The organism is Streptomyces sp. NPDC007929, assembly GCF_042959065.1.
Taxonomy (GTDB): domain Bacteria; phylum Actinomycetota; class Actinomycetes; order Streptomycetales; family Streptomycetaceae; genus Streptomyces.
This window is the reverse complement of the sequence record NZ_JBIBKD010000002.1, coordinates 811,827-833,110: the sequence shown is the minus strand read 5'-3', so window position 1 is coordinate 833,110 and position 21,284 is coordinate 811,827. Positions and strand designations below refer to the sequence as shown.

Annotated in this window: 19 protein-coding genes, 1 tRNA gene and 1 pseudogene; 14 read left to right on the top strand and 7 right to left on the bottom strand. The window is 72.0% G+C overall.

The window, feature by feature from the left end:
* Positions 1 to 368: 368 nt before the first annotated feature.
* The 5 genes from ACFZDE_RS08520 (at position 369) to ACFZDE_RS08500 (ending at position 5,805) form a co-directional block, all read left to right on the top strand.
* Entirely contained in the window at positions 369 to 1,013 is a 645-nt protein-coding gene (locus ACFZDE_RS08520; RefSeq protein WP_390997357.1) for a DUF1524 domain-containing protein, read from the top strand.
* Between the two features lie 78 nt (positions 1,014 to 1,091).
* The gene (locus tag ACFZDE_RS08515) at positions 1,092 to 2,729 is read left to right on the top strand and encodes an alkaline phosphatase D family protein (RefSeq protein ID WP_391198512.1); all 1,638 of its coding nucleotides are present in this window, start codon (positions 1,092 to 1,094) and stop codon (positions 2,727 to 2,729) included.
* A 306-nt stretch (positions 2,730 to 3,035) separates the two neighbouring features.
* Positions 3,036 to 3,488, top strand: a complete 453-nt coding sequence (locus ACFZDE_RS08510) for a DoxX family membrane protein (RefSeq protein ID WP_391198509.1) — start codon at positions 3,036 to 3,038, stop codon at positions 3,486 to 3,488.
* A gap of 306 nt (positions 3,489 to 3,794) precedes the next feature.
* The gene (locus ACFZDE_RS08505) at positions 3,795 to 4,388 is read left to right on the top strand and encodes a VTT domain-containing protein (RefSeq protein ID WP_391198506.1); all 594 of its coding nucleotides are present in this window, start codon (positions 3,795 to 3,797) and stop codon (positions 4,386 to 4,388) included.
* A 127-nt stretch (positions 4,389 to 4,515) separates the two neighbouring features.
* Entirely contained in the window at positions 4,516 to 5,805 is a 1,290-nt protein-coding gene (locus ACFZDE_RS08500; protein WP_391198931.1) for a DUF5933 domain-containing protein, read from the top strand.
* Between the two features lie 28 nt (positions 5,806 to 5,833).
* Here ACFZDE_RS08500 and ACFZDE_RS08495 read toward each other — a convergent pair whose 3' ends face one another.
* On the bottom strand, positions 5,834 to 6,064 hold the full coding sequence (locus tag ACFZDE_RS08495) for a DUF2277 domain-containing protein (protein WP_030836998.1): 231 nt from the start codon (positions 6,062 to 6,064) through the stop codon (positions 5,834 to 5,836).
* 101 nt (positions 6,065 to 6,165) lie between these two features.
* Here ACFZDE_RS08495 and ACFZDE_RS08490 point away from each other — a divergent pair, with 101 nt between their 5' ends.
* From ACFZDE_RS08490 to ACFZDE_RS08470, 5 genes and pseudogenes are all read left to right on the top strand, one after another.
* Complete coding sequence (locus tag ACFZDE_RS08490; protein ID WP_391198503.1) at positions 6,166 to 7,113, top strand: 2-dehydropantoate 2-reductase; 948 nt, start codon at positions 6,166 to 6,168, stop codon at positions 7,111 to 7,113.
* A gap of 51 nt (positions 7,114 to 7,164) precedes the next feature.
* On the top strand, positions 7,165 to 7,488 hold the full coding sequence (locus tag ACFZDE_RS08485; protein WP_390997344.1) for a hypothetical protein: 324 nt from the start codon (positions 7,165 to 7,167) through the stop codon (positions 7,486 to 7,488).
* A gap of 148 nt (positions 7,489 to 7,636) precedes the next feature.
* Entirely contained in the window at positions 7,637 to 8,191 is a 555-nt protein-coding gene (locus ACFZDE_RS08480; RefSeq protein ID WP_391198501.1) for a hypothetical protein, read from the top strand.
* 107 nt (positions 8,192 to 8,298) lie between these two features.
* Positions 8,299 to 8,412, top strand: a pseudogene (locus ACFZDE_RS08475) (HAD family hydrolase); the annotation flags it as partial.
* A gap of 31 nt (positions 8,413 to 8,443) precedes the next feature.
* Entirely contained in the window at positions 8,444 to 9,112 is a 669-nt protein-coding gene (locus ACFZDE_RS08470) for a methyltransferase domain-containing protein (protein ID WP_391198498.1), read from the top strand.
* Positions 9,113 to 9,285: 173 nt separating this feature from the next.
* Here the strand turns inward: ACFZDE_RS08470 and ACFZDE_RS08465 are convergent.
* Positions 9,286 to 9,357: transfer RNA gene (locus ACFZDE_RS08465), tRNA-Val, on the bottom strand.
* 219 nt (positions 9,358 to 9,576) lie between these two features.
* Between ACFZDE_RS08465 and ACFZDE_RS08460 the strand changes: the two genes are divergently transcribed.
* Both ACFZDE_RS08460 and ACFZDE_RS08455 read left to right on the top strand, forming a co-directional pair.
* Positions 9,577 to 10,362 carry a DUF4097 family beta strand repeat-containing protein gene (locus ACFZDE_RS08460; protein ID WP_391198495.1) on the top strand — a complete coding sequence of 262 codons (786 nt, stop codon included), beginning with the start codon at positions 9,577 to 9,579 and terminating at the stop codon, positions 10,360 to 10,362.
* A gap of 140 nt (positions 10,363 to 10,502) precedes the next feature.
* Positions 10,503 to 11,873 (top strand): hypothetical protein, encoded by a 1,371-nt coding sequence (locus ACFZDE_RS08455; RefSeq protein ID WP_391198928.1) that lies wholly within the window; start codon positions 10,503 to 10,505, stop codon positions 11,871 to 11,873.
* Between the two features lie 19 nt (positions 11,874 to 11,892).
* Here the strand turns inward: ACFZDE_RS08455 and ACFZDE_RS08450 are convergent, their stop codons facing one another.
* From ACFZDE_RS08450 to ACFZDE_RS08440, 3 genes are all read right to left on the bottom strand, one after another.
* Complete coding sequence (locus tag ACFZDE_RS08450) at positions 11,893 to 13,050, bottom strand: amidase domain-containing protein (protein WP_390997331.1); 1,158 nt, start codon at positions 13,048 to 13,050, stop codon at positions 11,893 to 11,895.
* A 122-nt stretch (positions 13,051 to 13,172) separates the two neighbouring features.
* Positions 13,173 to 14,453, bottom strand: coding sequence for a hypothetical protein (locus ACFZDE_RS08445; RefSeq protein WP_391198492.1), 1,281 nt, complete (start codon positions 14,451 to 14,453; stop codon positions 13,173 to 13,175).
* A 66-nt stretch (positions 14,454 to 14,519) separates the two neighbouring features.
* The gene (locus ACFZDE_RS08440) at positions 14,520 to 16,685 is read right to left on the bottom strand and encodes a transglycosylase domain-containing protein (protein ID WP_391198925.1); all 2,166 of its coding nucleotides are present in this window, start codon (positions 16,683 to 16,685) and stop codon (positions 14,520 to 14,522) included.
* Positions 16,686 to 16,936: 251 nt separating this feature from the next.
* Here ACFZDE_RS08440 and ACFZDE_RS08435 point away from each other — a divergent pair, with 251 nt between their 5' ends.
* The gene (locus ACFZDE_RS08435) at positions 16,937 to 17,161 is read left to right on the top strand and encodes a zinc ribbon domain-containing protein (protein WP_356661707.1); all 225 of its coding nucleotides are present in this window, start codon (positions 16,937 to 16,939) and stop codon (positions 17,159 to 17,161) included.
* Between the two features lie 58 nt (positions 17,162 to 17,219).
* Positions 17,220 to 17,975 (top strand): VTT domain-containing protein, encoded by a 756-nt coding sequence (locus tag ACFZDE_RS08430; RefSeq protein WP_391198489.1) that lies wholly within the window; start codon positions 17,220 to 17,222, stop codon positions 17,973 to 17,975.
* Here the strand turns inward: ACFZDE_RS08430 and ACFZDE_RS08425 are convergent.
* A complete protein-coding gene (locus tag ACFZDE_RS08425) occupies positions 17,896 to 18,705 on the bottom strand; it encodes an HAD family hydrolase (protein ID WP_390997321.1) in 810 nt (269 codons plus the stop codon). The two genes, ACFZDE_RS08430 and ACFZDE_RS08425, sit on opposite strands and share 80 nt — an antisense overlap.
* A complete protein-coding gene (locus tag ACFZDE_RS08420; RefSeq protein ID WP_391198486.1) occupies positions 18,705 to 21,278 on the bottom strand; it encodes a phosphoribosyltransferase domain-containing protein in 2,574 nt (857 codons plus the stop codon). The genes ACFZDE_RS08425 and ACFZDE_RS08420 overlap by 1 nt, the downstream gene beginning before the upstream one ends.
* Between the last annotated feature and the right edge of the window lie 6 nt (positions 21,279 to 21,284).

Genomic DNA, 21,284 nt, shown 5'->3' with positions numbered 1-21,284 from the left:
CCACCGAGAGTGCTGGACCTTCGCACACGACACCTCGGCACGACAGCACATCGGTACCCGTGCCGGGGAGCGGCACGGGAGTGCACTGCGTTGCCGAAGGTCTCGCTGGCAGGTCCTGGGATGAGGACCGGCCTCCGGGCGCCGGCTCAGACGAGCTGAGCAGTATGTCGACGGTCCGGCGAAGAGCTACTCCCCTTCTGCGCCGTCCATGGTACGGGACGCGCCCGAGGTGAAAAGTTCCGTCTCGAACCTTGTCATGTCATGGCCTCGTCACTAGCTTCTCACCGGGCGCACATCTGTGCGCAACACGGCACCGCGAGCATTCCCCTGCTCGCAAGCCAACGCCCCCACCTCCCCAGGGAGTTCGCATGCCCAGGTTCTACGCGCGTCGACGGCTCAGCGTGGCCGCGGCGGCCACCGCGCTCATATCCTCCGTGGCCCTCTTCAACGCCCCCACGGCCTCCGCCGCCCTCCCCACCCCGGTGAGCGCCTCCACCGCCCGCACCTACCTCGCCTCACTCACCGTGAAGACCGAGAACCGCACCGGCTACGACCGCGACCTCTTCCCGCACTGGATCACCCAGTCCGGCGCCTGCAACACCCGCGAGGTCGTCCTCGAGCGCGACGGCACCGACGTCGAGCAGAACTCCTCCTGCGCCGCCACCAGCGGCAGCTGGTACTCCGTCTACGACGGCGCCACCTGGACCGCCGCCTCCGACCTGGACATCGACCACCTGGTCCCGCTGGCCGAGGCCTGGGACTCCGGCGCCGGTTCCTGGACGACGTCCCGCCGCCAGTCGTTCGCCAACGACCTGACCCGCCCGCAGCTCATCGCGGTCACCGACAACGTCAACCAGTCCAAGGGCGACCAGGACCCCGCCACCTGGATGCCGTCGCGGACGGCATACCGCTGCACCTACGTCCGCGCCTGGGTGCAGGTGAAGTACTACTACGGCCTCTCCGTCGACTCGGCCGAGAAGTCCGCGCTGCAGAACTACCTCGCGAGCTGCTGACACGCTGATTTCGCGCCGGGTCCTCCCCGCCGCCCTCCGTCGCTGCGTACCGTACGGGGCGACGGAGAGGGGAACGCCATGAGCGCACTGCGCCTCGGACCGCTGCTGAGGTACACCGACGGCTCGTCCGCGACCGTGTGGGTCGAGACGAGCCGTCCGTGCTCCGCCGAGGTGCGCTGCGCCGACGGCTCCGGCGGCACGGCCCGCAGTTTCCAGATCGCGGGCCACCACTACGCGCTGGTCCCGGTGACGGGCCTGACGGCCGGTACGACCACGACGTACGAGGTGCTCCTCGACGGCACGCGCGTGTGGCCGCTGCCCGGCTCCCCCTTCCCGCCCTCGGCGATCCACGCCCCGGGCCCGGACGGCGAACTCGACGTCGCCTTCGGCTCCTGCCGCTGGGCCTCCCCGCCCGCGGGCGGCCACGACCCCGTCGGCCCGGACGCCCTGGACGCCCTCGCCACCCGCCTCGCCGCCGACCCGGAAGGCAAGCGGCCGCACGTCCTGCTGCTGCTCGGCGACCAGGTGTACGCCGACGAGACCTCCGATTCCACGCAGCGCTGGCTGGCGGCCCGCCGCGACATCGAGGAGGGCCCGGGCAGCGGCGTCGCGGACTACGAGGAATACACGCACCTCTACTACGAGTCCTGGCTCGACCCGCGCATCCGCTGGCTGCTGTCCACCGTGCCCAGTTTCATGATCTTCGACGACCATGACGTCATCGACGACTGGAACACCTCCGCCGCCTGGCTGGAGGACATGCGCGCCACCGGCTGGTGGCAGGAGAGGCTGCTGAGCGGCCTGATGTCGTACTGGGTCCACCAGCACCTCGGCAACCTGTCCCTGGAGGAACTCGCGGCCGACCCGGTGTACGAGGCGGTCCGCGCCACCCCCGACGGCACCGACGCGCTGCGCGCCTTCGCCGCCAAGGCCGACGCCGACGCGACCGCGGCCCGCTGGAGCTACCGGCGCGACTTCGGCCGGGTCCGTCTGGTGATGGTGGACAGCAGGGCCGCCCGGGTCCTCGCCGAGAACGAGCGCGCGATGCTCGACCCGGGCGAGGAGGCCTGGCTGCGCGAGCAGGTGCTGGACGGGCGCGAGAGCTACGACCACCTCCTCATCGGCACCTCGCTGCCCTGGCTGCTGCCGCACCTGGTGCACGACGCCGAGGGGTGGAACGCGGCCCTGTGCGGCGGTGAACGGGGCGAGCGCTGGGCGCGGTTCGGGGAGAAGGTGCGGCGCGCCGCCGATCTGGAGCACTGGTCGGCGTTCCCCGACTCCTTCGCGGGGCTGGCGGAGCTGATCGCCGAGGCGGGCTCGGGGCGGGACGCGCCGGCGACGGTGTGCGTGCTGTCCGGGGACGTGCACCACGCCTACATCGCCGAGCCCTCCTGGCCCGGTGCGGGCCCGGACGCCCGGGTACTGCAACTGGTCTGCTCCCCGGTCCACAACTCGGTGCCGCTGTCGATGCGGCTGGCCTTCCGCATCGGCTGGAGCGCGATGGCCCGGGGTATCGGCCGCGGCCTGGCCCGGCACGGCCGCCTCGCGCGTCCGCCGGTCGGCTGGCGCAAGACGGGCGGCCCGTGGTTCGGCAACCAGCTGATGACCCTGACCCTGCGCGGCCGTTCGGCCCGGCTGCGGCTGGAGCACGCCAAGACCCGCGAGGGGACGGGCCCACGCCTGACGACCCTGCTGGACTCCGACCTCACCCTGTGAGAACCGTCAAGGAGTTGTACACACACGGCGGTTGGCGTTCGGTATGCCGACAGAAGGCGAGCGCGGGACGAGGGCGGCGCGAGGCCGCCCAGGGGCGCTTTCGGTCACACTTTCGGTGGTGACAGCGGTGGCGAGAACCGCCCTACGTGCGACTGCGCCGGGAACAGGGCGCCAAAGGGTGGCAAAGGCGTGGCCAAATGTTGAACTTGCAAGCATCTATTAGGCACACCTAACGTGGACTACTCCGCGGTATCCGTCCCCGACCGGCCTCCCCAGGGCCGGCCAACCGAAGGAGTGACCCCCCACATGACCGCTCGCCTCAACGGCGCTCAGCCGTACGCGCTCGGCCTGTTCCGGATCGTCGTCGGCCTGCTGTTCGCCTGCCACGGCGCCGTCTCACTCTTCGGCGTCCTCGGCGGCGTGGACGGCAAGGGCGGCACCGCCTCGACCGGCGCCTGGCCGAACTGGTACGCGGCCGTCATCGAGCTCGTCGGCGGCACCCTGGTACTGCTCGGCCTCGGCACCCGCATAGCGGCGTTCATCTCCTCCGGGGCGATGGCGTACGCCTACTTCAAGGTCCACCAGCCACAGGCGCTGTGGCCGATCCAGAACAGCGGCGAGGGCGCGGCGATGTACTGCTGGGCCATGTTCCTGCTGATCTTCACGGGCTCCGGCGCGTTCGGCGTGGACCGGCTGCTGTCCAAGCGCACCTCGACCCAGGAGCGGCGCCCGGCGGAGCAGACACCGGTGGCCGCCTGAGCCGCCCGTACCGCCGCCCGTACCGCCGCCCGTACCGCCTGTAGCGCCTGTACCGCCGAAGACGGCGCCTTCCCCGCGGGGGAGGCGTCGTTCCGTCTGTCTGCGCATATACGACAGTGCCGGACGATTCATGACGAGGGCGGACGATCCGCTACGAGATGAACAGTCGGCACCGAACGTATGAGCCCCCGTGAACCGCCCGTCACACCCCCGGCGTACGCTCTATGGCTGTCATGGCCACCCCTGCCGCTCCCCCGCGCCACCGCGGCACGGTCTGGCCCACGGGGGAGTCCACGGGGAGTTGCGGTGCTGGAGCAAGTGGGGCTGCCGATCGGCAGCCCATGGATATACGCGGTGGTGGCCCTGTCCGTGCTGCTCGACGTGTTCCTGCCGGTGCTGCCCAGCGGCGTCCTGGTGATCACGGCGGCCACGGCGGCGGCAGCGGGCACGGCGACCGACGTGCCCGACATCCTCGCCCTGATCCTCTGCGCGGCCACCGCCTCCGTCCTGGGCGACCTGGCCGCCTACCGCCTCGCCTGGCGCGGCGGCGCCCGTCTGAACCGGGCGATCTCCCGCTCCCGGCGGCTGACCCGCGCCCAGCAGCGACTCGGGGCGGCCCTCGCGCGCGGCGGCGCCCTCGTCGTCCTGGCCCGTTTCGCTCCCGCCGGCCGCTCGGTGGTCTCCCTCGGCGCGGGCGCCGCGCACCGCCGCGCCCGTGACTTCCTGCCCTGGTCGGCCCTGGCCGGCTTCACCTGGGCCGTGTACAGCGTCGCCCTCGGCTACTTCGGCGCCCACTGGCTGGGCGCGACCTGGCTCGCGACGGCGGTGTCGGTGGGGGCGCTGTTCGCTGCCGGGGCGGGGGCGGCGTTCCTGATGCGGCGCGAGCCGCGGACGTCGTAGCCCGGGCTCCGGCTCCCCACCACGACCACCCCGACCTGGAAGCGGCACAGACATGACCACCACCGAGTCGCCGAAAGCCTCCCGGACGCGGCACCTCGCGCTCGCGGCACGGCGGCACCCCCGGGCCCTGCTGTGGGCCGTGGCGGGCGTGGTCACGCTCGGGTTCCTCGTCGCGCTCCAGATCGCCGCGCACCGCTTCGGCGCCCAGGGGCCGATCACCGCGCAGGCACGCGAGGTGGTGTACGCCCCCAAGTCCGGGTTCCTGCTCTACGCCAGCCTGGCGCTGACGATGGTGGTGCTCACCTGGCGGCAGCGGCTCATCGCCCTCGGCGCCGCGGTGGGGATAGACGTCGTGTTCCTGCTGGTGCGGTGGCTGGCGGGGGCCTACCCCGAGGAGGGCCACCCGTTCGGCAACGGCGCGCTGTGGGTGATCCTGGGGCTCGCGGTCGTCGCCCTGACGCGGCGCACCGGCGCGGAGCGCGTCCTGCTGCTGAAGGGCGTAGGACTGGGCCTGCTGCTGGTGGCCGGGCGCAAGACCGGTGACACCTGGCTGCTGATCACCTCGAAGACCCGCCCGACGGTGCTCGACCCGTACGTGGCGATGGCCGACCACGCGCTGGGCAACCCGTCGTGGCTTGCGGGCCGGCTCCTGCGGGCGAGCGGCCCGGTCGGCGAGCACGCCCTCGACTACGTCTACGCCCAGCTCGCCGTGGCCGCGGTCTGCGTGGCGCTGTACCAGCTGCGCAACGTGGCGGCCGAGCGCCGCTTCCCGCGCCACCACCTGGTGCGCACGTTCCTGCTGATCGGGCTGCTCGGACCGGCCTTCTACATGGTCTACCCCGTGGTCGGGCCGATGTTCGCCTACGGCCCCGAGGGCGGGCACTGGGCGACGGCCGACCTGTGGCCGGACACCCTGCCGCCGGTCATCACCCCGTACGCGATGCCGTTCGACGGGATCACCCCGCGCAACTGCATGCCCAGCCTGCACACGGCCTGGGCGACCACGATCTTCATCCACTCCCGCAAGGGGCCGCGCGCCCTGCGTTACGCCGGCACGTTCTGGCTGGTCGCCACGCTCGCCGCCACGCTGGGCTTCGGCTGGCACTACGGCGTGGACCTCATCGCCGGTGTGGTGTTCGCGTACACGGTGGAGGCGGGGCTGCGCACCTACGACCGCGGCTGGGACCGGGCGGGGCTGCGGCTGATCGGCTACGGGACGGTCGTCTTCGCCGTGCTGCTGGCGTCCTACCGCTTCGTGCCGCTGGAGATGGCCGCGTACCCGTGGATATCCGGGCCGCTCCTGCTGCTGGCGATGGGCTCGGTGGTGTACGGCTACCGGCGGACGACGAGGCTGTGGGACGAGGCGGAGCCGGTGCCGGCCGCAGGTCCCAAGACGCAGCCGGAACCGGCGGTCTGAGCGGCCTGGAGGGTGGGGCGCCGGTCCTCTAGCTCGCCTTCCGGGCCCCGGCCCCCCGCACCTCCAGACCGTCCAGCAACTCGGCCGTGGCCTGCGCGACGGCTTCCACGGCGCGGTCGAACACCTCCTGGTTGTGAGCGGCGGGGGCGCGGAACCCCGACACCTTCCGCACGTACTGCAGGGCGGCTGCGCGCACGTCGGCCTCGGTGGCCTCTTCGGGCATCGCGGGCGGACGCAACGTCTTGATACTCCGGCACATGCCCCCAGTCTCACCCGTACGGCCCCCGTACGACAGCGTCACCTGTCATGATCGCTGCGAGGCGGCCACCGTCCCGGGGCCGACCGACGAGAGGAAACCTCGTGGCGAACGAACTCAGCGTGGCCGTCCTGGGCCCCGGCGGTGTGGGCGGTCTGCTCGCCGCCCTGCTCTCCCGAGCCGGCCACCGTGTGATCTGCCTGTCCGGCGAGAAGACCGCCGAGGCGCTGCGCACCGACGGCATCCGGGTCCGCAGCGGCCGTTTCGGCGACTTCACGGCCCGCGTCGAGGCCGGCACCGAGCTGCGGGAGCCGGTCGACGCGTGCCTGGTGACCGTGAAGCACACCGCGCTCGACGCCGCCCTGGCGCGGGTTCCGGCCCGGGTGCTGTCCGACGGACTGCTGGTGCCGTTCCTGAACGGTGTCGAACATCCCGCGGCCCTGCGCGCCCGCTACCGGCCCGACCGGGTGGCCCCGGCCGTGATCCGCGTCGAGTCCACCCGGGTCGCGCCGGGCGTCGTCGAACACTGCAGCCCCTTCGCGGAGATCGACCTGACCGGCACGGATGTGCCCCGGCCCCGTCTGGACGCCCTCGCCGACGCCTTCGCGGCGGCCGGTCCGGCCACCCGCGTCCTGGAGGACGAGACGGCGGCCCTGTGGGCGAAGATGTCGTTCCTGGCGCCCTTCGCCCTGCTGACCACCCTCCCCCGAGCTCTCGACTTCGCTCGACCAGGGGGGACCCCCATCGGCCTCCCCCTCGGCGACGTCCGCACCCGCCACCGCGACGAGCTGACCGCCCTGGTGGAGGAGACGGCGGCGATCAGCCGCGCGTGCGGCGGCCCGGCGGACCCGGCCGAGGCCCTCGCCCGCTACGACGCGTTCCCGCCGTCGACGAAGTCCTCGATGCAGCGCGACGCCGAGGCCGGCCGGCCCCTCGAACTGGACGCCATCGGGGGCGCGTTGCTCCGCGCGGCCGAGCGGCACGGGGTGCCGGCTCCGGTGACGGCCCGGGTGGTGGCGGAGGTGGTGGCGGAGGTACACCCGTTCGACTGAACCACAGGAAGGAACTCGCCTGCCAAATTCGAACAGGCGTATCATTGGGGCGTGGCGACGACCTATGACTTTCCGAGTGACCTCCTGGCCGGTCAGGAGGAACTCCATCAGGTCCGGGCCGAGCTGTCGGCCCTGCTGAAGCGGCTGCCCTGGTCGGTGGAGCCACTGGACGGCTTCAGCGACGAGGGCGGCTGGCGCAAGGTGGAGCGCCCCGCCTCCCCCGGCTGGACCGCCGACGAACAGGCCGAGGTGGAGAAGCTCCGCCGGCGGGAGCACGAGCTCGCGGTGTTCGTGAGCACGCACCGCTACTGGTCCGAGCTGACCGGCTCCGAGCGGGTGGCGGCCCGCTCGGCGCTGAAGCACACGCGAGACTGACGACCGGCCCGGGGGGCACGCGCGTACGGATGCCCTCTGGGCGTGCGACGGGCGGTGCCCCCATCAGGTGAACTCGCTCGGCCCTCTACAACCGCAAGGCTCCCTCGGCAGGTCGTACGCACGACACGCAAGATCCCGAGGGGGACCCATGAGCCAGCAGTACCCGCAGCAGCCGCCCCAGCCCCACCCGCCGCAGCCCGGTTACGGCGCTCCGGCGCCCCAGCCGCCCAAGAAGCGCGGCGTGGGCAAGATCGCGGGCCTCGGCTGCGCGGGCATCCTCGCCCTCTTCGTCGTAGCCGCCGTGGCCACGGGCGGCGGGGGAGGCGAGGACAGCACCGACACCTCGAACAAGGACAAGGCCGTCGCGGCCGACGCCGGGCGCGGGGACGACAGCGCCGAAAAGCCGGGACCGGCCGAGGACAAGCCACAGGCCGAACAGTTCAAGGACTGCGTCGCCAAGAGCGGCACGGCGACGGAGAAGGCCGCGGTCGAGCACGTCACGAAGGTGACCGGCGCGGACAAACGCAACGACATCCTCGACGCGCCGGAGGTCTTCACCGACTACACCGGCGGCCTGATGGGCCCCCACCAGGGCGAAGGCAAACTCATCGCCTCCGCGTTCACCTCCTGCTACGAGTCGAAGAACGGCCTCGTCACGGTCTACGACAAGAACGGCGAACTCCTGGCCAACGCGAACTACTGACCGGGCCCAACAACCCCGACAACAAAGGCCCTCCAGAAACTCCTGGAGGGCCTCCGCGCCGGAACTCCGCGACGTAGGCACGGACGGCTCCGAACACTTGGGGGACCATGGCCGCCGACTGGCTCCACATCCCCCGGCACACCCCGTCCGCCCTCGTCGGTGCTGTCGTCGCCCAAGGCCGTGACAACGCCGACGCCCTGCGCCTCGCCCACCCGGAGATCACCGGCGGCCGGCCCGAAGAGCGGAGCTTGAGTGACGGACACGGCGATCGCTTGGGACACGTACTCGCGGCAGCGGCCCGAACGCAGGCCGGTGAACGCCCGCGGCGAGACCCCCTGGTTCAACTGGACCCAGTACCCCGACCACGGGCCTGGAGCTGAGCTCCTGCGTCTGCCGCCCGGGGGCCTCTCCTTGGACCTCGGCTGCGGCAAGGGCGGCAACGCTGCGCACTTGGCCGCGATCGGCATGCGCGCCGTCGGAATCGACGTCTCGCCGGCACAGCTGCACGCAGCCGATGAGCGCTGGGGGTACCTGCGCGGCCTGGACCTCCAGCAGGTCGACGCTGTCAGCTACCTACGGGAATCTGCGGAGACCTTCGACGCGGTGTACTCGGTGTACGGCGCGGTCTGGTTCACCGACCCGGCGCGGCTGCTGCCTGCTGTGCGTGAGCGGCTGCGCCCCGGCGGCCGACTGGTGTTCTCACAGCGGCCTCCCGTGGAGGGCTGCTACGGCTGCCAGGCCTCGTACATCCCGCGCGGCGACAACGAGGACCCGCTCGTCGTGAAGCGATGGGACTACGAGCCCGACACGTGGGAGCAGCTGCTGGCGGAGCAGGGCTACATGGACGTGCGCGCGACGGTCATGCCGGCACCTCCGGGGCCTCGAACACTGGGAACCCTCCTCGTTCAGGCCCGTGTGTGACTCAGTCCGGCGTGGCGGCGGACGACGTGCATCATGGCGGGATGTCTCGTCCCCCAAACGGGTGGTACAGGGAACATGATCGTTTGGCGTTGTGGATTCTACGTGGCCTTGCATCACGAGGAAGGCCCTCCAGGACCATCCCTGGAGGGCCTCTCACCTGCTGACCAATCCCGTGGGCGCGGACGGTTTCGAACCGCCGACATCCTGCTTGTAAGGCAGGCGCTCTACCCCTGAGCTACGCACCCGGTTCCCGGGCCTTGGACCCAGGTCGAGTCGACAGCCTACATGGCCCGGGGCGCCGTCCCGCAAACCCGTTTCGCGGGGCCCTGGCGGGTTCCGCGGCTGGGGATAACCCCACCACGGATCCGGGAGTGGCCCGGATCCCCCGGCGGGCCCCGGATCCATACGGTCGTAGAGCGCCCCAGGGCGCTCGCCGTCCGTCGTCCGTCCAGGGGGAGACCGTCATGACCGCACGCACCGCCACCGGCCGCGCCACCGCCCGCAGCGTCGCCCTCGCCGGTGCCGTCGTGGTGCTCGCCGCCGGGCTCAGCGCCTGTGGGGCGTCCGCCGGGGACGACACGGACCCCGACCACCGGTCCTTCGGCCTCCAGGGCCGCACCCTCACCGTCGACTCCGACGACTCCGCCCTGGAGATCGTCGCCGCCGACGGCAACCCGGCGGGCGAGATCGGGGTCACCCGGTGGTTCAAGGGGTCGGTCGTCGTCGGCAACGAACCCGAGGTCACCTGGGCCCTGCGGGACGACCGGCTGGTGCTGCGCCTGAAGTGCTCCGGCGTCATCGCCGACTGCTCGGCCAAGCACCGTATCGAGGTGCCCCGCGGCATCACCGTGAAGGTCGAGGACGGCGACGGCAGCGTCCACGCCCGGGGCTTCCGGGACCCCCTCAGCATCCGCACGGGCGACGGCTCCGTCCGCGTCAGCGACACCACCGGCCCCCTCCGGCTGCGCACCGGCGACGGATCCATCCGGGCGGACGTCTCCTCCCACGACGTCCGCACCCACACCGGCGACGGCTCCGTCCGCCTCGAATTCGGGGTCGTACCGGACCGGGTCGAGTCCCGCAGCGGCGACGGCTCCGTGACCATCGCGGTGCCCCGGGCCGGCTACCGCGTGACGGCCCGGACCGGCGACGGCGGCGTCGATGTGTCCGTGCCCCGCGACGAGACCAGCCCCCATGTGGTGTCCGCCCACACCGGCGACGGCAAAGTGACGGTCCGAACGGTGAACTGACCGGCCCGTGTGTTCGTCCTCTACCGGTGGGAGAATGACACCGGGCAGGGCGGACCACAGCACGGGAGAGGGATGTGACGGCGACACCAGGACAGCCGGACTCGCCGTCGGTGCCGCGCGCACATCATGCGCGCGGCCGTATCCCCAGCGCCCCCGGCCCGCTCCGGAGGCCCAGCCCACTCCGAAGGCCCAGCCCGCTCCGTGACACGCTCGCCCTCGTCGGGCTCCCGTTGCTCGCCGTGCTGGTGCTGCCCGCCGCCTTCGCGGGCGGCGGGACCCGGCGCTGGTTCGGCGGCCGGGCCGAGAATCAGCGGGCCGAGGCCCAGGCCGCCAAGGACGCCGCCGCCGCGGCCTTCTACGAGCTGGACACCGCCCAGCGCGACCTGCGTATCTCCATCGAGACGATCACCGCCGTCGACGACTCCCCCGCGGCCCGGCGCGCCGTCGCCGACTTCGACGCCCTCGGCCGGCGGATCGACGAGGCCAGTCACCGGTACATCAACGCCGTAGACGCCCACGACCTCGACCGTGACGATCTGGAGGCCTCCGCCGCCTCCCGCGCCCGCGGCGAGCTGACCGCCGCCAAGGAGGAACTCGGCCGGGTCAAGCAGGAGCTCGACCGGTTCACCGAGGGCCTCGGCCCGCTCCTCGGCAAGGCCGAGACCCAGCTGGCCCGGCTGGCCCCTGCGGTCGAGCGCGCCCGCCAGGCCCTGCTCGCCGCTTCCAACGCCCTCGACTCCGTGCGGGCGTCCGGGCTGAAGGCGGACGACCTCGCCGCCCGGCTCGCCGCGCTCTCCCCGGAGCTGACCAAGCTGAACCAGGGCGCCGGGCAGCACGGCGTCCCGCAGACCCTGGAGCGCGCCGAGCGGGTCACCCGCGAGGCGGAGGCGGTCCGGGTGGAGGCGGAGCGGCTGCCGGACCGCGCCGCCGAGATCGACCACCGTCTGGTCTCCCTGCGCACCCGCGCCCAGGCCCTCACCACCCGCTCCGAGCAGGTCGAACCGACCCTGAGCGAGCTGCGCCGCCGCTTCACCGCGGCCTGCTGGCAGGACCTCCAACACGTCCCCGACGCGGCCGCCGAGAACGTCCGCCAGGCCGAGGCGAAACTGGCCGAGGCCCGCACCGCCCGGGGCGAGCAGCGCTGGGCCGACGCCACGGCCCTGCTGTCGACCGTGCGGGCCCTGCTGAACAACACCGACGAGGCCGTCTCGGCCGCCGGTGACCGTCTGCACCGGCTGAACGCGGTGCAGAAGGACCCCGAGCAGGAGATCGAACGCACGCGCTTCGCCATCCGCGACGCCCAGCGCCTGGCGATGGCCGGGCGCAACACCCCCGACCCGCGCCACGCCCGTCCCCTGGACGACGCCGTGGCCCGTCTGGACCGTGCCGTGGCCGGCCTGGAGGGCCGCCACCCCGACTACTGGCACTTCCTCACGGAGACGGAAGCGGTCCGCCGGGCCGTGGCGGACGTGGTCTCGGGGATCCGCGAGGAGCGCGGGGCCGGACACTGAGCCCGGCCCCGGACCGTTCTCAGGTGCGGTAGGCGTAGTAGTACGCGTTCGGGTACGACGCGACGAGGCTCGCCACCGACCTGCGCAGGGTGTTGTTGGAGTGGTAGGTCACGTACGGCACACCGCGGCTCTTGTACGTGACGATCATGGTGTGGTCCTTGGACCCGTCCCGGTCGAAGTCCATCTGGAGGACGTCGCCGACCTCCAGCTGGTAGACGTTGGCGAGCGGCGTGGTCCGCTTGGAGTTCTGGGCATACCAGGACCACTCGTTGACGCCGATGAACGAGTGCGACTGGATCTCGGCGTTGCCGAACCACTTGGTGTAGTCGTACACGTAGCCGGGGGCGTGCTTCCAGCCGCCGGCCTTCAGGGCCTGGCTGACGAAGTTGGTGCAGTCGCCGCCGGCGCCGCGGCCGCTGAAGTCCGGGTAGTCCTTGTTGTAGACGTTCCAGTGCTTCTCGGCGTAGGCCGCCATGGCCTTGTAGTCGTACGTGGTGCCGGTCTTGGGGGCGGCGGCCGGGTTGCGGGTGGTCGCCGCGCGCGGGGCGTTCGGCGTGGTGTTGTCGGCGGCGGTGGTGGCCTTGACGGGGGCGGGCTTGGAGAGCGTGTTCACCGCGAGACCGCCCTGGTCGGTGTCGCGGATGCCGGTCAGCCGCCAGTCGCCCCGCCGGTCGGCCCTGAAGGTCAGCTCGTGCCGGGCCTGGAATCCGGTGGTCTTCGGCGCGTTGCCGCGGGCCCCGGCGTAGGTCAGGGTCGTGGTCTCGGTGACGTCCGCCTTGGCCGTACGGCCCGTCACCCGGGTGGCGTTCAGGGTGACCTTGGTGCTGGCCTTGCCGTACGTCTCGCCGGCCCTGGCCAGCCGCTCCTTGCGCTGCCCCAGTCCGGAGAGGGTGGCGTCCTCGGTGCGGGCGGTGCCGGCGGACAGGGCGACGTCGCCGGAGAAGCCGTCGGTCAGCGGCTTGCCCTTCGCGGTACGCCCGCCGTCCACCAGGGCGTTGGTGCGGTCGGTGAAGACCGCGTCTGCCAGCCGCTGGAAGGTGGCCTTGGTGCGCGCGTCCACCGTCGGGTCGTCGGTGACCGCGGCGCCCGCGCTCCAGTTGGGCAGCAGGGCCACTCCGGCGACGACCGAGGTCGCCGCGGCCCCGAGTATCGTGACGCGCCGTCGCGTCCCGCTCAATTTCCGTGATTTCACTGGTGTTTCCCCTCTTGCCCCGGCCAAAGGGTTGCCGGGGTAGGAGATCTTTGCATGGAATGTGTGGCCGTTGTGAAGGGTGTTGCGCCGGTTACTTTCGGACCTGATCACTTCACGACGGTGGACCAGTCCGGCGACTGCGCCGGGTCCAGTCCGCGCAGCCGCTGGAGGGTCGCGGGCTTCTGCACGTCGAGCCAGTCGGCCAGTTCTCGGAAGGACACGCACTTGACGTCCTTCTTCGTGCACATCGTCTTGACGACCTGGTCGACGGCCCGCATGTAGATGCCGCCGTTCCAGTCCTCGAAGTGGTTGCCGATGAACAGCGGGGCCCTGCTGCCGTAGTACACGCGGTTGAAGCCGGACATGTAGGAGGCGACGGTCTCCTGCTCCCATTCGGGATACTTCGCCGGGTCGCCCTCGGTCTCACCCTCGGACTGGTTGTAGAGGAAGTTGAAGTCCATCGACAGGCCCTGGTACTTGCCGCCCTCGTACGGGAGCATCTGGAGCGGGAAGTCCCAGATGCCGTCCTTCTTGACGGGCCATATCTGGAAGTCGCCGGCGGAGCTGGCGTCGTAGCGCCACTTGTAGTCCTTGGCGGCCTTCAGCAGGTTCTTCTGGCCCTCCAGGCAGGGCGCGCGGCCGCCGGTGACCTCCTTCCTGATGTCGAACGGCAGCGGGGCGATGTCCTGGAAGCCGGTGTTGGTCTTCCACTTCTCGGTGAAGGCGTAGAACTGGTCGATCTCGCTCTTCCACTCCGCGACGCTCCAGTCGCCGCCGCCCTTCTCGCCGCAGAAGTGGCCGTTGAAGTGGGTGCCGATCTCGTTGCCGCCCTGCCAGGCCTTGCCGAGTTGTTCCAGGGTGGTGCGGATGTGGTCGTCGGTGGCGAAGCTGATCGCCGCCGAGCCCTTGGCGTGCTGGGGCGGGGCGTAGAGCTCCTTCTTGCTCTTGGGCAGCAGGTAGATGCCGGTGAGGAAGAAGGTCATGTGGGCGTCGTACTGCGCGGCCAGTTCCCGGTAGTGCGAGAAGAGCGCGTCGTCGCCCTGCAACGCGCCGTCCCAGGAGAACACCACGAACTGGGGCGGCTTCTCGCCCGGCTTGAGCGGCACCGGCTTCAGCTGCCCCTTCTGGGGGCCGGTGTAGGAGGTGGAGCCGTCTCCGAGGACCTTCGTCCTGCCGTCCCACCGGGGCTCCTCCTGGTCCGGCTTCGGAGCGGCCGTTCTGCGGGCACCGGAGGAGGCGGTCGGGGTGGTGGGCTCCGAGCGGTTCAGGGCCAGATAGCCCCCGACCAGGGACGCGACGACGAGGAGCGCCGCGAGGGTCAGTATTCCGGGGGGCGGCGCGGTGCGGCGGGGTGCGCGGGCTCGGCGGCGGCCGGACGGTTGTTTCATGCGCGGCTCATTCTGCGAGGGAGTGGGGGGGGGACGAAGGCCCGGGTGCGGGCCCCTGGGCGGCGGTCAGCCGATGCCGCGGGCACCGGACCAGATGCGGTACGGGACGCTGTTCCCGGGGGATCCCGCGATCCCCTTCAGCGGCAGGGGTTCGAGGCTCTTGCCGAGGTCGATGCGGTAGGCGACCACGGCCGTCGACACCGAGTTGGCCGTGCCGACGTACCAGGCGGCGGTGTCGTTCTGCGTGGTGCCGGCCTTCCCGGCCACCGGGGCGTTCGTGACCGCCCCCGGATGGGCGGTGCGGAAGGCGTCCGTGAGGGCGGACTGGACCGTCTCGGCCACGCTCGTGCGCACCGCACGGCGGGTGGCGGGCTTGGCGAGGGCGACCCGGGAGCCGTTGCGGGTGATCCGGGCCACCGAGTACGGCTCGACGTGCTTGCCCCCGGCGGCGAACGTGGCGTATCCGCTCGCCATGCGGATCGCGCTGGGCGTGGCACTGCCCAGGGACATCGCGGGCACCTGCGGGCCGAAACTGGAGGAGAGCAGGCCCGCCCGCTGGGCGGTGTCGCGCACCGTGTCCAGGCCGGTGTCCATGCCGAGCTGCATGAACGGCGTGTTCACCGACAGGGCGAGCGCGCGGCCCAGGCCGATCCGCCCGTAGGACTTCCCGCCGTCGTTGTGGGAGGTGACCTGTTTGCCGCCGCGGTCCCAGTAGGGGCCCTCGGGGGTCCGGACGGCGATGCCGTCGTCCCCGTCGTACAGCGTCTGCGGGGTGACCTCGACCGCGGCGCCGCCGCGGGTCGTGTGCACACCGTGCTCCAGCGCGGCGGCGTAGACGAAGGGCAGGAAGGCCGAACCGGCGGGCACGGTGGTGGCGTTCGACTCGTTGTAGCCCTGCTTGCGGTGGTCGGGGCCGCCGTGGACGGCGAGGATGCGCCCGTCGGTGGCCACCGAGGAGGCGCCGAAGTGCAGGGACTTGGCCTTGGCCGGGTCGTCCTTGCGGGCCTGCTTGCGGGCCTTGCTCACGGCGTCGATGAGCGCGCTCTCCTGCTTGCGGTCGAAGGTCGTGTAGATCTGGTAGCCGCCGAGGTCGAACTCCCGGTCCGAGAGGCGCGCCGCCTTCTTGGTGTACTGGGCGGCCAGTTCGACGAGGTAGTCGCTCTGCCTGCCGGTGTCGAACCCGGGTGCCCGCTTCAGGGGCTCGGGGAACTGCGTGTAGCGGGCCCGCTCGGCCTTCGTCAGTGTGCCGGTGTCGACCATGCGGTCGAGGATCCAGGACCAGCGCTCCACGGCCCGGTCGTGGTTGGCCCCGCTCAGGGACGGGTCGTAGAGCGCGGCGCCCTTGAGGAGGGAGGCGAGGAAGGCGGCCTCCGAGGCGTCGAGTTCGCCGACGTCCTTGCCGTAGTAGGCCTGGGCGGCGCGCTGGATGCCGTAGGTGCCGCGGCCGAACCAGCTGGTGTTGAGGTAGCCCTGGAGGATGTCGTCCTTGCTCATCTGGTTGTCGAGCTTGAGGGCGAGCATCGCCTCGGTGAACTTGCGGCCGACCGAGCGGTCCTGGTTGAGGTAGACGTTCTTGACGTACTGCTGCGTGATGGTGGAGCCGCCCTGGGTCTCCCCCTGCCCGAGGGTGCGCCACACGGCGCGGCCGAGGCCGCTGAGGGATATGCCGGGGTCGCTGTAGAAGCTCGCGTTCTCCGCCGCCAGCACGGCACCGCGGACGTCCTCAGGTATGTCCTTCAGGGGCATCGCCTGCCGCCGCACCCAGCCGGTGCGGGCCATGGGCGTGCCGTCGGACCAGAAGTAGACGTTGTCCTGCTGGGTGGCGTACGAGTTGAGGTTCTCCGGTATGTCGGTGGCTGCGTAGGCGGAGCCCAGGAGGACGAAGGTCAGGCCGGTGAACGTCAGCGCGGCACCGAGCCATTGCCGCCCCGAGGGCACCCAGCGACGCCAGCCGGTGCGGTCGGCGTGCGGGTAGCGGGGCCGCAGGCGGCGGGCGCCGGAGGCGGCACGGGCGACGAGCCGGGCCGGTCCCGGGGCCACGGCGCCGAGACGGGCCAGTGGGGAGGGCCGGGGGGCTCTGCGTCTGCGGCGCGAACCACCGGGGCCGTCCTCGTCCGGGCCGCCCGGGGCGGTACCGGCGGATGAGGCCGCCTTACCGGTCGCGGCCACGTCGACGATGCGCAACAGCACGGTCTCGTCCGCCTTCATGGCATCGGGGACCTTCAACTGCATGGTCTCGTCCGGTTCCCGCCCAGCCTTGGACACGGCTGCGTCTCCCTCCGCTCACGGTGGTGCTCGCGCGGAAGGACAGGGCTGCCGTGGTCGACGGCAGCTGGCCCTCACGTTCCCCCGCCCTTACGGCTCCTCGCGACGCATCGAAACTATCAGCGGCTTTTACAGATCCTCCACACTGGGGACGGCAGGAGCGGTCAAAAGGAATGCAGAAAGGCGGTACTTCCTCCGATGCGCATTAATCTGTCCCCATGCCTCGCTACGAGTACCGCTGCCGGACCTGCGGCGACACCTTCGAACTGAGCCGTCCCATGGCCGAGTCGTCCGACCCCGCTGCCTGCCCCTCGGGTCATGACGACACGGTGAAGCTCCTCTCCACGGTCGCGGTCGGCGGCTCCGCCTCCGCCCCGGCCTCCGCGCCCCGCCCGAGCGGCGGCGGTGGGGGCGGCTGCTGCGGAGGCGGCTGCTGCGGCTGACGCCCTGCGCACGGGCTTCCTCAGGAACCCTTCAGGTTCGGTTTCCTAGCGTGGTGGCATGACAGCCATCGCAGCGGACGCCGGACCGCAGTGGGTCAACGACCTGATGGACGCGCTGGGCGCGCCGGGAGCCGGTCTCGCCATCGCCCTGGAGAACCTGTTCCCGCCGCTGCCCAGCGAGGTGATCCTGCCGCTGGCCGGGTTCGCCGCGAGCAGCGGCCGGATGAGCCTGCTCGCCGTCCTGCTGTGGACGACGGCCGGCTCGGTGATCGGCGCGCTCGCGCTGTACGGCGTCGGCGCGCTGCTCGGCCGTGACCGGACGGTGGCGATCGCGGCCCGGCTGCCGCTGGTGAAGGTCTCGGACATCGAGAAGACCGAGGCGTGGTTCCTCAAGCACGGCACCAAGGCGGTGTTCTTCGGCCGGATGATCCCGATCTTCCGCAGCCTGATCTCCGTCCCGGCGGGCGTCGAACGCATGCGCCTGCCGGTCTTCCTGGGCCTGACCACACTGGGCAGCGCGATCTGGAACACGGTGTTCGTCCTGGCGGGCTACTTCCTGGGCGCGAACTGGCACCAGGTCTCGGACATCGTGTCGACGTACTCGAAGGTGGTCCTGGCCGTGGCGGCGGTCGCGGTGGTGGCGTTCATCGCCGTACGACTGCTGCGACGCCCTGACGGGGCGCGAACGGCCACGACGGCGCCGCAGGCGCAGGACGACCAGGACACCCGAGTTCTCAGGCGCCCCGCACTGCCCCCAGAAACTCCCGCAGGATCCGCTCCCCGGCGAGGACACCCCGGTCGGGAAGCACTCTGAGCGAGGGAGCCGTGAAGCCGGTGTCGGCCAGCTCCCCGTGGCCCGGCCGCCAGCCCTGGTCCGCCGCGAGGAGCAGGTCGGTGTCGAGCAGCGAGTCACCCGCGGCGAGCGTGAGACCGGCCCCGGTCCGCCGCGCGACCTCCCGCATCGCCGCACTCTTCGTGAGCGGTTTCGGAACGGCGTAGATCTTGCGCCCCTGGAGGGACACGGTCCAGCCGCGGTTCTCCGCCCACACCGCGAGTTCCTTCACCCAGTCCTCGTCGAGCAGCTCGCGCTCGACGACGAGATAGGCGAAGAGGTCGTCGGCGACGCGGTGCTTGCGCACCCAGACCGGGTCGGCGGCCCTCAGCAGGTGCTCCCGCACCTCGGACAGCGGCGCGCACTCGTCGGCCAGCCGCGCGGTGACCCGCGCGTGCCAGTCGGGGTCGGAGACGCCGTCGACCAGGAGATGGCCGCCGTTGGCGCAGATCGCGTACGTGGGCTCCGGGCCCGGCAGGTTGATGCGCTGGTACTGCTTGCGCGTCCGGGTCGTCGTGGGCACGAACACCGCCTCGTCACCGAGTTCGGTGAGCAGCCGCGCGGCCGTCTCCGTCAGGTAGGACAGCGGCTTGCTCTCGTGCACCTCCACGCACAGCAGCCGGGGCGCCCGCGCGTCCGGCATGGTCAGCGCGAGGGCGGCGGCGGAGTAGATCAGGGTGCGGTCGAGGTCACTGGCGACGAGTACGGGCATCAGACCGACACCGCCTTGCCGTCGGCGCCGGTCGCGCCCCGGGTGTACTGGGGGTGGATCAGGCCGACGCAGGTGTAGGGCAGTGCGTCGACCTCCTCCACGGGCACGCCGCGTTGCTCGGCCAGCAGTCGTACATGGTCGAGGTCGCGGCCGGCCCCGGCGCGTGCCAGGACCTTCCAGGGCACGCGGCGCAGCATGACCCGGGTGGTCTCGCCGACGCCGGGCTTGACGAGGTTCACGTCGTGGATGCCGTACTCCTCGCTGATGCGCTCGACGGCGGCCCAGCCCTCCCAGGTGGGTGAGCGGTCGGTGGCGAGCAGTTCCTTGGCCTGGGCGCAGGCGGCGTCCGTGACCTCGGGGAAGCGGGCGGCGACGGTGTCCAGGAAGGCCACCGAGACGTCCGTGCCGGCGAGTTCGCGGTAGAACTTCGCGCCGTGGAAGTCGTCGGGGCCGACCAGGTCCGCGCGCAGCACGGTCCGTGAGATCAGGCCGGAGACGGTGGAGTTGAGGCAGGCGGAGGGGATGAGGAAGTCCTCGCGGGTGCCGTAGGTGCGGACGCAGGAGCCCGGGTCGGCCAGCACGGCGATCTCGGGGTCGAAGCCGGTGACGCCGTCGGACTTCTCGAACTCCTCCAGGGCCTGGGCGAGTTCGCGGGTGATGGCGCCCTTGCCGGTCCAGCCGTCGACGAAGACGACGTCCCGGGGGTCGTGGTGCCGGGCGAGCCAGCGCAGCGCGTTGGCGTCGATGCCCCGGCCGCGGACGATCGACACGGCGTAGTGCGGCAGGTCGAGGCCGTGCCGGTGCTGAGCCCAGCGGCGCATGAGGATGCCGACCGGAGTGCCCGCGCGGGCCAGGGAGACCAGCACGGGGCGCGGGGACCGCTCGGCGAGGACCGTCTCGGTGACGACGCCGACGGCCTGGGCGATACGGGCCGCCGAGTCCGTCAGCGCGGCGTGGAACAGCTCCTGGTACCGCTCGCTGGGCTGGTACTCCACGGGCAGCGACTCGGCGTAGTGGGCGCCGCCGCTCTGGATGGCCTCCTCGCGCTCCTCGGTCGGTGCCTCCAGCGTCACGTCCGAGAGGTCCTGGAGCAGCCAGCCGACCTCCTCGGGCGCGTACGAGGAGAAGGCGGGGCCGCGGAGGGGCTCGGGCAGCATGGAGGGCCTTTCGGGGGCGTACGACGGTATGACGGCGAGCAGGACCCTCGGGGTGTGCGCGGCGAGGCGGGCCAGCAGACCGTCGGGCGCGTGCAGGGCGGGGGTGTCCCCGGCCGAGTCGACCACCGCGACGACGGCGTCGAATCCGGCGCCGGCGACGTTGTAGGCGTAGCGCTCGCCGGGGCCGTCGGCGGGGTCGTCGTGGGCGGGGAAGGCGAGGCGGGTGCGTATCGCGTAGCCGGGGTCGTCGACGGCCAGGACGGGTGAGCGGGTGGTGGTGGAGTAGCGGACCTCGACGTCGGCGCTCCGCTCCAGCTCCCGGGCGAGCCGGAGCGGCGCGTACATCAGCTCCTCGAAGCCGAGGATGTGCACGCGGCGGGCGTTGTGCGGCAGGGCCTCGGCGATCCTGGCCGCCATCGCGGGGAGGGCGTCTTCCAGGAGCTTCCGATGCGCGGGGGTGAACCCGTGCCGGCCCCCGTCGGGCAGGCCGGCGGGCCAGTGCAGGTCTATCCGGCAGTCGTCCGGGTGGCCGGTGGGGGCTGATCGCGCAGTTCCCCGCGCCCCCAGGGGGGCGGTGCCGCCGTTTGGGGGCGCGGGGAACTGCGCGACCGGCCACGACGGCGCCGCACCCGCCGACGAACCCTCCGCCGCACTCTCGGACTCGTACCGCGCCACCAGCTCCTGCCCCTTCTCCAGCACCCCCTCGGGCAGCCGAACGGTCCCCGAAGCCGCCGCCACGAGATCCACCCGCGCACCGATCTCCCGCGCGAACTCCTCCAGCCGCCCCGCGTCGGCAGCGGACCGCATGTCCACCAGCGCCACCACGACATACCTCCGCCGCGGATACCGGGCATGAAGGTCGCGCACGGTGTTCAGCACCGTGTTCCCCGTGGAGAACTCGTCGTCGACCAGGACCAGCGGCCCGTCCCCCGCGAGCAGCGCCGGATCCTCCGGCAGCAGCAGATGCGACGTCGCGTGGGAGTGGGCCTCCTCGAAGCCGCCGGCCGTCGCGACACCGGCGACCGGGCGGCGGGTGGAGTGCAGGTAGGGGGCCAGACCCAGCCCGTCGGCTACGGAGTGACCGAGGCCCGTCGCGGTCTCCGCGTAGCCGAGCACGACGGCCCTGCCCGCCTCCTCGGCGCCCAGCAGCTCTCGCACCCGGCGGCCGAGCTCGACGCCGTAGCCGTAGACGACGGACGGCGACTGCGGCACATGCTTGCCGAGCACGTTCGACACCAGCAGATGGGCCCGCTTGGGGTTGCGGCGCAGCGCCAGCCCCAGCAGGCCGGTCAGCGGGTCGTCGCCGACGAGCTCGACGCCGAGCCGCTCGGCGACCCAGCTGCCGGACCAGACGCGGTCACCCTCGTCGCACACCTGATGCTCCCCCTCGTTCACTGCCTTCTCAGCCTTCTCCATGGGTCC